This window comes from Leifsonia sp. NPDC102414 (assembly GCF_044765685.1).
GTDB lineage: Bacteria > Actinomycetota > Actinomycetes > Actinomycetales > Microbacteriaceae > Leifsonia.
Window position 1 is genome coordinate 505323 of the sequence record NZ_JBIWKN010000001.1, and the last position, 12320, is coordinate 517642.

A 12320-nucleotide genomic window follows, 5' to 3' on the forward strand; every position below is an offset into this window, starting at 1 on the left:
GTCATCACGGTTCGAGTCTTCGAGCCCGGGCACAGCGGCACCCGAACAGTGGGTGCGGGAGAGACTTTCGGACCCGTTTCTGGTGCCCTTCGAAAGGTTTTCCCCCGTGGAGCTTGCTCTTCCCCCGTGGTTCGAAATCGGATCAATGGTCGTTCTGCTGCTGATCCTGGCGTTCGACCTGCTGATCGTGTTCAAACGACCGCACATCCCGAGCCCGAAGGAGTCGACGCTCTGGGTGTCGTTCTACGTGGCGCTCGCCCTGCTGTTCGCCCTCGCGATGCTCCTGATCGGGGACGCGGAGCACGCGGGGCAGTTCGTCGCAGGCTGGCTGACCGAGTACAGCCTGAGCATCGACAACCTGTTCGTCTTCGTCATCATCATGGCGAGGTTCGCCGTGCCGAGGAAGTATCAGCAGGAAGTGCTGATGGTGGGCATCATCATCGCGCTCGTCCTGCGCGGCATCTTCATCATCCTGGGCGCATCGCTGATCGCGTCGTTCAGCTGGATCTTCTACATCTTCGGTGCGTTCCTGCTCTGGACGGCCATCCACCAGGCGCTCAGCAAGCACGACGACGAGGAGGGCACGAAGGACAGCTGGTTCGTGCGCTTCACCCGCAGGCACCTGAAGGTCTCCGACCAGTACGAGGGCAACAAGCTGCGCACCACGGTGAACGGCACCAGGATGTTCACCCCGCTGCTCATCGTCTTCCTCGCGCTGGGCACCACCGACCTGCTGTTCGCGCTCGACTCGATCCCCGCGATCTTCGGCATCACGCAGAGCCCGTTCATCGTGTTCGCCGCCAACGTGTTCGCCCTGATGGGGCTGCGGCAGCTCTACTTCCTGCTCGGCCACCTGCTCGACAAGCTCGAATACCTCAAGTACGGCATCGCGTTCATCCTCGCCTTCATCGGCGTCAAGCTGGTGTTCCACGCCATGCACGAGAACGAGCTGCCGTTCATCAACGGCGGCCAGCACATCGAGTGGGCGCCCGATATCAGCACCATGACGTCGCTCGGCGTGATCGTGGGGTCCATGGCAGTCGCTACGATTGCAAGTCTGGTGAAGCTGAAGCTCAGCGGCACCTCTGTCGCCGCTGCCATTCACGGTGACGGTGAAGACGACGCGGACGCCACGGACGGCGCGAACGGATCCACGGACTCCGGGCGCGCACCGGCAACGACCGCGAAGACGCAGGAGGAAACCGGTACATGACGTCAATCGTCGGCGTGAGCGTTCGCAGCGATGTCGGTGCGGTACGGCACGTCAATGAGGACAGCATGATCGCGGCGGACCCGGTGTTCGCCGTCGCAGACGGGATGGGCGGGCACGCCAGAGGGGATGCGGCCAGCCAGACGGCGGTCGAGTCCATCGCCCGCACCCTTCCTGCCGGCTCCAGGCCGACCCCCGACGAGGTCATCGCAGCGATCGACGAGGCGAACGCCGCTGTGCGCGCCCTGTCGGGTGCAGACGAGTCGGGCGTCGCGGTGGCGGGCACCACGCTCACCGGCGTCGTGCGCGTGCGCGTGCCGGAGGTCGCGGAAGAGCAGTGGATGGTCGTGAACGTCGGCGACTCCCGCGTATACCTCTGGGACGGCAGGGCGCTCAGCCGCCTGAGCGTCGACCACTCCGCCGTGCAGGAGCTGGTGGACGCCGGCCTCATCACCGAGGCGCAGGCGGCCGTGCATCCGGAGCGGAACGTCATCACGCGGGCGCTCGGCGCGGAGGACTTCGTCGACACGGACTCGTTGCTGCTGCGCGAGGAGGGGCGCCAGACGTTCCTGATCTGCTCGGACGGGCTCACCAAGGAGCTCGGCGACGAGGCCATCGCGCGCATCCTCGCGGACGGCGGACCGGACGTCGCCGACCGGCTGGTGAGCGCCGCCATCGCGGCAGGCGGGCGCGACAACGTCACCGTGATCGTGGTTGAATCGACGGCGGGGGATGCGGAACCGGCTTCCGATGTCACGAAAGACAGGCCGGAAGACAGCCGCTCTCTCGAAGACACGCAGCCGAGAGGGTAGGTTTCACCGACGTGTTCGACGTGCAGCAGACGACAACCGGGGACTGGGCGGTGGTCGCGGCGGGAACGCGCGCACTCGTCGTCGAAGCGCAGGACGCGTCGGCCCTTCGTGCGCTGGCGTCGGCTGTCGCCTCCGGGTTCGCTGCGACCCTGGAAGCGCTCGCGGCGGACGGGTTCGCCAGGACGCCGTCCTTCGGCCTGATCGACGGAGGGGCAGGGCGCGCGATGGTCGCCGTCCGCGGCCCCGTCGTCGCGACCGTGCGGACGGCAGCGGGGGAGCGCCGCATCGACGCAGAAGGCGTCTCCACCTGGGTGGAGCAGCAGGTGGCGGAGGCTACCGCGGTCGCGCTCGCCGTCGAGCCGGCGGATGCGGCGGATGCGCGTCGCCCCGCGCTGCCGCTGGCCGACGGGATCGTGTGGGGCACGGCGGTGAGCTGGGCCGGCACCGTCGCTTCGGCAGCACCGGCCGTCGTGCAGGAGCAGAAGCGTGCGCCGATCACCGCGCCGGTGGCACTGGAGGTGCAGGCGGACGAGCCGCAGCAGGACGAGCCGCAGCAGGTCGCGCCGCAGCCGGTCGAGCCGCAGCTCGCGCAGCCGGAGCCCGCGCTGCCGGACCCGGTGCATCCAGAGCAGGTGAATGCAGTCGCAGACGAGACGCGCATCCCGGACACCACCGTGAGCGAGGCGACCATCGCCCAGCCGGCCGACACGGACGCAGATGCAGGCACAGATCCCGACGCGGACGCCGACGCGACCGGCTACGACCACCTCTTCGGAGCCACCATGGTGCGCAGTGTCGAGGACGCGGCCGTGCGCCAGGCGGACGAGGCAGAGCCCGCCCGCATCGACCTGCCGAGGTTCATCACCGACTCCACCCCCGCGCGTCCGAGTGCCGAGGCCGGAGACCACGACGGGCTCACCATCATGTCCGGCAGCCTCGGCGGTCTCCTCGGCGGCCGCCAGAGCGAGCAGGAGCACGAACGCGACAACGAGCACGAGCAGCTGCCCGTCGCGCCTTCGCCGCGGTTCTTCGTCGATCTCGCAGACGGCAGGCGCGAGTACCTGGAGCCGCCGATCGTCGTCGGCCGTGCCCCCGTCGCCTCCACCACCGCGCGCGGCCCGGCGCCGCGCCCTGTCACCGTGGACAGCGCCGAGCGCGACATCTCGCGATCGCACACGACGATCGCGGTCGAGGGCGACACCGTGGTCGTCACCGACCTGCACTCCCGCAACGGCACGATGATCGTGCTGCCAGGCAAGCAGCCGCAGAAGCTCCGCAGCGGCGAGCCGACCGCCGTCATCGCAGGGACGGTCGTCGATCTGGGCAGCGGCGTCACGCTCACGGTCGGTGAGGACGCATGAGGCGTCTCGCCTCGCAGCCGCCCGCCCTGCCGGGGTTCCACTTCATCCGGCTGCTCGGCTCCGGCGGGTTCTCCGACGTGTTCCTCTACGAGCAGGAGCTGCCGAAGCGCAGCGTCGCCGTGAAGGTGCTGCTCACCGACAGCGTCGACGACGCCGCCCGCGCCCGGTTCGTGGCGGAGGCGAACGTGATGGCCAGGCTGTCCGCGCACCCGTACATCGTCACGATCCACCACGCAGACGTGTCCGCCGACGACCGGCCGTACCTGGTGATGGAGTACTGCTCCGGCCCGTCGCTCGGCGATCGGTTCAAGCGCGAGCGCTTCACCGTGGAGGACGCCCTGCGCATCGGCGTGCGGCTGTCGAGCGCCATCGCGACCGCGCACAGCGTCGGCATCCTGCACAGGGACATCAAGCCGGCGAACGTGCTCACCACCGACTTCGGCTGGCCGGCACTCACCGACTTCGGCATCGCCTCCGCCCTCGAGGAACTGCCCGTGCACACGGCATCGCTCGGCTCGCTGCGCGGAGGGGACGCGGACACCGGCACGAGCGGCAGCCGCTCCGTCGGGCTCAGCGTGCCGTGGTCGCCCGCCGAGATGTTCGACGACGACCCCCAGCCGGATGTGCGCAGCGACGTGTTCTCGCTCGCCGCGACCATCCACACCATCCTCGCCGGGCGCACGCCGTTCGAGGTGCCAGGCAGGGCGAACGGCACCCTCGATCTCATCGGCAGGATCGAGCGAGGTATGATCACGCCGATCGACAGAGACGACCTCCCTCCGTCTCTCGTCGCCGTGCTGCGCAAGGGCATGGCGACCAGGCGCGACGACCGCTTCGCGACGGCGGTCGACTTCGCCAGGGCACTGCAGAGGGTGGAGCTGGAGCTCGGTTTCGCGCCGACCAGCATCGACGTGCCGAACCTGCGGACGCTGGACGAGTCGCCGCCGTCGCCGTCCGGAGAAGACGAGACGCGCGCCCGCTCCGTGCAGTCGGTGGATGCGCAGGGTCTCTCCGCGCAGAAGCCGCAGAAGCCGCAGAAGCCGCAGACGACGCCGACGACGCCGCAGAAGGAGTCGCCCGCCGCGCACGACAGCACGGAGACGCGCCCCGGCCTCGTCGAGGTGCCGGCCGACCTGCTCGCCGGGCCGACCGTGGTGCGCGGCGCTGTCCCGACCGTGCATCCAGAGCCGGAGCGGGATGCCGCTCCCGTCGAGAACACGATGCTGCGTCCCCGCACGGATGCGCGCACGAAGCAGGAGCAGGAGCAGGAGCGGAAGCCGGACGCTGCGTCCGCATCCCGTCCCCGCGCATCCCGGCCACGCTGGCTGCTGCCGGTGATCGCCGCCGCTGCCGTGCTCGTGGTCGCCGGCGGTGTGCTCGCCGCCGTGCTCCTGCCACAGACCGCACCCGCTGCGTCGCCGACGCAGCGGCCAGGAAGCGATCAGGACGGAACGGTCGCGGTCACCGTCGTGCCGCCGCCGACGCTGGTCTCCGCCACCCGCAACGCGCAGGGCACCACGGCGACCATCGTCTGGAAGACGGCGAAGCCGCAGAAGGGCGACCAGTACCAGTGGGTGCGGGAGGGAACGACCGACGTGCCGGAGGTGACCGCGCAGCCGAAGGCGGAGCTGACCGGCCTCACGGCCGGCGTTCCTGTCTGCATCGACGTCGCCACCGTGCGCTCCGGCAGGACGTCGGAGCCGTTGAAAGCGTGCTCGAAATGAAACCGTTGACCATCGACTACTGCGGCGAGCTCTACACGGTGACGGACCCCGTCGAGTTCGGCATCGGCCGCGAGGCCGACCTCAGCATCGACGACAACCCGTACCTGCACCGCCGCTTCCTCACCATCAGCAGCGACTTCGGGATGTGGTGGCTCTCCAACGTCGGAACCCTCCTGACCGCGACCGTGAGCGACTCCACCGGCACCGTGCAGGCGTGGCTGGCCCCCGGCGCCAAGCTGCCGATCGTGTTCCAGACCATGCACGTCATGTTCAGCGCCGGCGCGACCACGTACGACTTCACGATCAGCAGCGAGGACGACTTCTTCAACACGGCGGTCACCGTCAACGACGCAGGAGGCTCGACGACGATCCTGCCGGTGACGCTCACCACCAGCCAGCGGCAGCTCATCGTCGCGCTCTCCGAGGGCGTGCTGACGCAGGCGGTGCCAGGCCGGGGCACCATCCCGACGTCGGCGGAGGCCGCGGCGAGGCTCGGCTGGAGCATGACGACGTTTAACCGCAAGCTCGACAACGTCTGCGACAAGCTCGACAAGCTCGGCGTCGCCGGGCTCCGCGGCGGCAAGGGCAAGCTCGCCACCAACCGGAGGGCGCGGCTCGTCGAGTACGCGGTCACGACCAGGCTCGTCGGCCTGGACGACCTGGCGCTGCTCGACGCGGACACGGCCGGAGCATCCGCTGCGGAGACGGGCGCTGCGGAGACGGGCGCAGCGGATGCAGACGAAGCGGGGGCGGCGAAGGCGTCGTCGCCCCGGGAGGATGGGTAGACCTCCCCATCCACGCCCGTCCAGGGGCCGTGTTAGCGTAGTGGTCGTTCTCGAACCCGGGGGGATAGCAGAGTAGTGGCATCGCTGAGCGCGTGGATCCGCAAGCGCAAGACGCTCGCCTCCGTGACCGCTCTGGCCGTCGTCGCCGGCGTCCCTCTGACGATCGCGGTGCTGCACAAGGGTTTCCCCGTGAACGCCGTCGACCTGGACACCAGAGACGTGTGGGTGACCAACGGCGACAAGCTGATGGGCGGCAGGCTCAACCACCAGATCAACGAGCTGGATGCCGCGGTCACCGGCGCGAGCTCCGACCTGGACGTGCTCCAGGACGGGTCTGCGTACTTCCTCACCGACGCCCCGCACGGCACGGTCGACAAGATCGACCCGGCGTTCGTGTCGCTCGGCGGCCGCATCCAGGTGCCGGAGAAGTCGCAGCTCGGGTACGGCGCGAACACGCTGTCCGTGCTGTCGCCGACCGGTCAGCTCTGGGTGCTCGACGCCAGCGGCCGTCTCGATTTCGACAAGGCGAAGACCAGGCCGACCGCGAAGGTCGGCGCCGATGCGCAGCTCGCCGTCAGCAAGAGCGGTGAGACGTTCGTCGTCGCGCCGCAGGGGAAGAAGCTGTACACCGTCGACCATCCAGGCGCGGAGGCGACGACGGCGTCGTTCCCCGTGCCGGGGAAGTTCCAGGTCTCCGCTGTCGGCGACCATCCCGTGGTGCTCGACACCCAGGCGAACCGGGTCATCACGTCGGACGGGAAGACCGTCGACCTGCCGGCGAAGGGCCTCAAACTCCAGCAGCCGTCCGCCGACGACCCGTCCGCGCTCGTCGCGACGGCGTCCAGCCTGCTCAGCGTCCCGCTCGGTGGAGGGACCGTGGTCGCGCATCCGGCCGGGGCGACGTCCACCGGAGGAGCGGCGGCCGTCTCGGCTCCCGTCCGCCTCGGCGACTGCTCATACGGTGCCTGGGCGGGCACCGCGCGCTATCTCTACGCCTGCGATGGCGCGAAGGACGTCGGCGTCGACATCGACCAGCCGGTGAAGGGCGACGACCTCGAATTCCGGGTCAACCACGGGGTGATCGCGCTCAACAACCTGCGAGACGGCAACGCCTGGGTGGTGTCCTCGAACATGCGGCTCGTGCAGAATTGGGCGCAGCTCAAGCCCAACGAGACCACCGTGCAGGGCGACACAGGCGAAGAGAAGCCCGTCCTGCAGTCGTTCTCCGACACCCTCGCGCAGCGCACGAAGGTGAACCGTCCGCCGACGGCCGTTGCCGATGCGTTCGGCGTCCGCCCAGGGCGCTCGACGGTGCTGCCCGTGCTCGCCAACGACACCGACCCCGACGGCGACGTGCTCACCATCTCGGACGTCTCCACGCTGCCGGCAGCCCAGGGCACGCTGGAGCTGGTCGAGGGAGGGCGAGCGCTCCAGTTCACCCCAGCGGCGGGCCTCAGCGGCACCATCTCGTTCCGCTACGCCGTCGACGACGGCCGCGGCGGCACCTCCACCGCGCAGGTGGATGCGACCCTGCACCAGCCGGCGCAGAACGCGGCCCCCGCCTCCACCAGGGCCAGCACAGCGCAGGCCGAGGTCGGTCAGTCGGTGAAGTACGACGTGCTGAACGACTGGCTCGACCCGGACGGGGACGACCTCTCCCTGGTGTCCGCGGCGTCGACCACCGAGGACGACGTGCAGTTCAAGCCGAACGGCGAGGTCACCTTCACCAGCAAGACGGGCCAGACCGGCTCGAAAGAGGTCAAGGTCACGGTCTCTGACGGCAAGAAGAGCACGACAGGCAGTCTGCTCATCACGGTCAAGGCAGCGGGGACGCTCGATCCGGTGGCGGTGCCGGACTTCGGAGCGGGGTTCACCGGGAAGCCCGTGGTCGTGCATCCTCTGGACAACGACCAGTCGCCGTCCGGGCAGCCGCTCAGCCTGGTCGGTGCGTCCATCGACGGCCAGGCGAGCGCCGACGTGACCACCGACGCCGCGCGCGGCACCGTCACGGTGCTCAGCAACGCGCCTGGCGAGTACTACGTCACCTACACGCTCGGGGCGGGCCCGAAATCCACCACCGGGCTGATCCGGGTGGATGTGGCCGCCGACGGCGGTTCTGACGCACCGCCCATCGCGGTGACCGACACGGCATACGTGCGTCCAGGCGAGCCGACCTCGGTGAGCGTGCTCGACAACGACGTGTCGCCCTCCGGCCGCGTGCTCGTCGTGCGCTCCGTGACGGCCGCGGCAGGAGCGGGCGACCTCAACGTGGAGGTGCTCGACAACGCCGTCGTCAAGGTGACCGCCCCGACCGTGCTCGCCGAGCAGGTACAGCTCGTCTACACGGTCTCCGACGGCATCCACGAGGCGAAGGCCGGGATCACCGTCGTCCCCGTTCCTCCGCTGGTCACCCACCAGCCGCCGATCGCGGTCGACGACACCGCGACGGTGCGCGCGGGCGACATCGTCACCGTGCCTGTGATGGACAACGACTACTCCCCGGACAACGCTCCGTTCTCCCTCGACCCGGCCCTGCGCGACGACGCGGCGGCCGGGAAGGGCGCCACGGCGTTCGTCAGCGGCAAGACGGTGCGCTACCAGGCGCCGACCGAGCCTGGACAGTACAGCGTCGTCTACGGCATCACCGACAAGCTCGGCCAGAAGGCGCAGGCGACGGTGAGCTTCGTGGTGACAGCGCCGGACAAGGGCAGCGACAGGGCACCGCGCCCGCAGCCGCTCACCATTCGGGCGTTCGCCGGATCGACGGTGCCGGTCGACGTTCCGCTCGACGGGATCGACCCGGACGGCGACTCCGTCACGCTCGCAGGGCTCGGCAGCCAGCCGACGCTCGGCCGGATCTCGGACAGCTCCAGCACGTCGTTCACCTACGAGGCGTACCCGACCTCTGCTGGCACGGACACCTTCACCTACCAGGTCAAGGACACCTACGGGAAGACGGCGACGGGCACGGTCACCATCGGCGTCATTCCGCGCCCGACCGCTGTGCAGCCGCCGATCGCAGGGAACGACCCCGTGCAGGTCAAGCCGGGCCGCACCGTCTCCGTCCCCGTGCTCGACAACGACTCCGACCCTAACGGCTACACCATCGCCGTGCAGAAGAAGCTGCTCCAGGTGGATGCGGGCCTGAAGGCGTCCGTGCACGGCAAGGTCGTCCTCGTCACGGCCCCGAAGACCGAGGGCGCGTACATCGTGCGCTACCAGATCAGCAACGGGCAGGGCGGTGTCGCCAGCGCGTTCATCCAGGTGACCGTCACCCCGAACGCCAAAGAGCAGTACCCATCGGCGATCGACCACCTGATCGAACCGGATGCGGTGGCCGACAAGGACAGCGTGAAGGTGGATGCGCTGGCCGGGGCGACCAACCCGTCCGGGCTCGTCGAAGACCTCGGCGTCGCGCTCACCGGTCCGAACGCCGGCGCGGCCGAGGTGGGCGCCGGCGGCTCGATCACCGTGCATCCGGCGGCCAAGCGGCTCGCCATCGCATACCAGGTGAAGGACGAGGTGACCGGGCTGACCGGGGACGCGTTCATCATCGTGCCGCCGAAGGGCGACGCGACGGCGCCACCGGCGATCAAGAAGTCGCTGCCGCAGCAGATCGTGGACATGGGCGGCAGCAAGAGCTGGAAGCTCTCCGACATCCTCGATGTGCCGTCCGGCCGATCGGTGAAGCTGACGGGCGCGAGCGGCGTCAGCGCGACCAACAGCACAGGAGCGTCGCCGTTCGGGGACGAGCAGACCCTCCGCTTCACCGCCGCGAAGGACTACCGCGGCCCTGCCGCCATCACCTTCAAGGTCGACGACGGACGGGATGCAGGGCAGACCAGCGACCGCATCACCACGCTCGTGCTGCCGATCACGGTGGGAAGCCCCGACCAGTCGGACGTCGCCCCCACCTTCACGTCGCCGAGCGAGAAGATCGAGCCGGGGGAGGCTCCGCTCACCATCGACCTGCGGTCGTCGAGCTTCCACCCCAACCCGGACATCCTCGCCAAGCTCACGTACTCGAACCCGCAGTGGACCAACAAGAAGCTCCAGGTCGCGCTCAGCGGATCGTCCCTGTCGCTGTCGGCGCCGCTGGGCGTGCAGCCGGGGGAGTCCACCGTGGTGACCGTCACGATCAGCTCGGGAACGCACACCATCACCGGAACGGTGAACGTGCAGGTCGTCAGCTCCAACCGGCCGGTCGCCAGCCAGAAGAACCCGCCGCAGACGCAGGAGCTGCAGCGCGGCAAGTCGACCACCCTGACCGGGGCCGCGAGCGACTCGGCGTGGGTGAACCCGTTCCCCGGGCATCCACTGACCATCACCGACGCAAAGGCGGACAGTGCGCCGGCGGGCGTGACGGTGACGTACACCGGCTCGTCGATCACTGTGAGTGCAGCATCCGGCGCCGCCATCGGCGCGGTCAACGTGGTCTACCACGTGCAGGATGCGACCAAGGACCCGAAGCGGACCGCGGCGGCGGTCGGGCAGTACCGCGTGACCGTGCACGACGTGCCGGAGAAGCCGTCGGCGCCCGCCAACGCCAAGGCGTCGGACGGGCAGGCGACGGTCGAGATCGCGGCGCCGGCGAACAACGGCAAGCCGATCGACCAGTACGAGGTGCGCGGCGGCCCGAAGGCCGTGACGACGACCACCATCGGCCAGGTGACCATCGGCGGTCTGACCAACGGCACGGCGTACACCTTCACTGTCCGCGCGCACAACGCGGACGGCTGGAGCGAGCTGTCGGCGCCGAGCGCGTCCGTCACGCCGTACGGAACGCCGCAGGCCGTGAGCGGGGCGAAGATCAGCGCAGACCAGTACGCGCCGAGCGACCTCTCCCTGAGCTGGAACGCGCTGTCCGACCCGTCCGGCACGGGTGGCGGCGCGGTGACGTACCAGTGGCGGCTGAACGGCGGAGCCTGGAACAGCACCTCCGGCACCAGCGCGACCGTCTCGAACCAGGGCGTCGGAAGCTACTCGTTCCAGGTGCGGGCTGTGAACAACCACAGCAACAAGACCGGCGGCGCCGACACCTCGAACACCGTCTCCGTGGCCAAGAAACCGGACCCGCAGCCGTCGATCGACCTCGCCAAGGGCGATCTCGAACCCGGATACGCGCACAGCTTCACCTACGACGTGACGCTCAATCACTTCAGCGGCAACACCACGTACACGATGAACTTCTACTGCAACGGCGGCAAGCTCACCAGCGAGTCGATCACGACCAACGGCAGCGGATACGCCCACTATCGCGGTGCACCGAACAGACTGCACGCATACTGCGGCTACCACGGCGCGTACGTGACCGCCGGCGGCGTGCAGAGCAGCGTGCAGGACTGGGCGCCGTGACGATGAGGACCCACGAGCGCACGCCGGGCACGGCAGCGACGAGCACAGCGACGATCAGCACGACGACGATCAGCACAGAAATGGATGGAACACCGTGGCAGTAACCCAGGAACAGGCCGACTGGTTCTCCGGAGCCTTCTCGCAGCTGGTCGCGAACGTCGACAAGGCGATCCTCGGCAAGGAGCACAGCATCCGGCTGGTCATCACCGCGATGCTCTCCGGCGGCCACGTGCTGCTGGAGGACGTGCCCGGCACAGGGAAGACCGTGCTCGCGAAGGCGCTCGCCAACACGATCGAGGGCACGCAGTCGCGCATCCAGTTCACGCCGGACCTGCTGCCGTCCGACGTGACGGGCGTCACCATCTACGACCAGAGCAACGGGAGGTTCGAGTTCCATCCAGGACCGATCTTCGCCTCCGTCGTGCTCGCCGACGAGATCAACCGGGCGAGCCCGAAGACCCAGTCCGCTCTGCTGGAGGTGATGGAGGAGGGCGTGGTCACGGTCGACGGCGTCGGCCACCCCGTCGGGGCGCCGTTCGTGGTGATCGCCACGCAGAACCCGGTGGAGCAGGCAGGAACGTACTCGCTGCCGGAAGCGCAGCTCGACCGCTTCCTCATCAAGACCTCGCTCGGCTACCCCGACCACGAGACCACGGTGAACCTGCTGCTCGACTCCTCGAACCGTTCGCGCGCTGCAGGCGTGCGGCCGATCATCGCCTCCGACTCCGTGACGGCGCTCGCCCAGCTCGCCTCCGACGTGCACGCCGACGCGTCCGTCATGGGCTACCTCAGCGAGATCGTCTCCGCCACCCGCGCCGACAAGGATGCCGCTCTCGGCGTGAGTATCCGCGGCGCCCTGTCGCTGGCACGCGCGGCGAAGACCTGGGCCATCGCCTCCGGTCGCACCTTCGTGACGCCGGACGACATCCGTGAGCTCGCCATCCCCGTGCTCGCGCACCGCGTGATCGTGGACCCGGAGTCCGAGTTCGCCGGCGTGACCGCCGAGGAGATCGTCGCCCGCGCCATCGCCGAGGCGACCCCGCCCGCATACCGCGCAGCGTGACCTGGGACCG

General features: G+C 69.3%; 7 protein-coding genes. All 7 read left to right on the forward strand.

Annotated features, from left to right (window positions below):
- Nucleotides 1-106: 106 nt before the first annotated feature.
- The gene (locus tag ACIRCZ_RS02345; protein WP_157480187.1) at nucleotides 107-1213 is read left to right on the forward strand and encodes a TerC family protein; all 1107 of its coding nucleotides are present in this window, start codon (nucleotides 107-109) and stop codon (nucleotides 1211-1213) included.
- Nucleotides 1210-2022 carry a PP2C family serine/threonine-protein phosphatase gene (locus tag ACIRCZ_RS02350; RefSeq protein ID WP_055892956.1) on the forward strand — a complete coding sequence of 271 codons (813 nt, stop codon included), beginning with the start codon at nucleotides 1210-1212 and terminating at the stop codon, nucleotides 2020-2022. Before ACIRCZ_RS02345 ends, ACIRCZ_RS02350 begins: the two co-directional genes overlap by 4 nt.
- 11 nt (nucleotides 2023-2033) lie before the next feature.
- Nucleotides 2034-3383, forward strand: coding sequence for an FHA domain-containing protein (locus tag ACIRCZ_RS02355; RefSeq protein WP_402849232.1), 1350 nt, complete (start codon nucleotides 2034-2036; stop codon nucleotides 3381-3383).
- Entirely contained in the window at nucleotides 3380-5107 is a 1728-nt protein-coding gene (locus ACIRCZ_RS02360) for a serine/threonine-protein kinase (RefSeq protein WP_402849235.1), read from the forward strand. Before ACIRCZ_RS02355 ends, ACIRCZ_RS02360 begins: the two co-directional genes overlap by 4 nt.
- Nucleotides 5104-5892, forward strand: a complete 789-nt coding sequence (locus ACIRCZ_RS02365; RefSeq protein WP_402849238.1) for a hypothetical protein — start codon at nucleotides 5104-5106, stop codon at nucleotides 5890-5892. Before ACIRCZ_RS02360 ends, ACIRCZ_RS02365 begins: the two co-directional genes overlap by 4 nt.
- A 75-nt stretch (nucleotides 5893-5967) precedes the next feature.
- Complete coding sequence (locus ACIRCZ_RS02370; protein WP_402849241.1) at nucleotides 5968-11247, forward strand: Ig-like domain-containing protein; 5280 nt, start codon at nucleotides 5968-5970, stop codon at nucleotides 11245-11247.
- A gap of 94 nt (nucleotides 11248-11341) precedes the next feature.
- Nucleotides 11342-12310: a MoxR family ATPase gene (locus ACIRCZ_RS02375; RefSeq protein WP_055892967.1), complete on the forward strand. Its 969-nt coding sequence runs from the start codon at nucleotides 11342-11344 to the stop codon at nucleotides 12308-12310.
- Nucleotides 12311-12320: the final 10 nt, after the last annotated feature.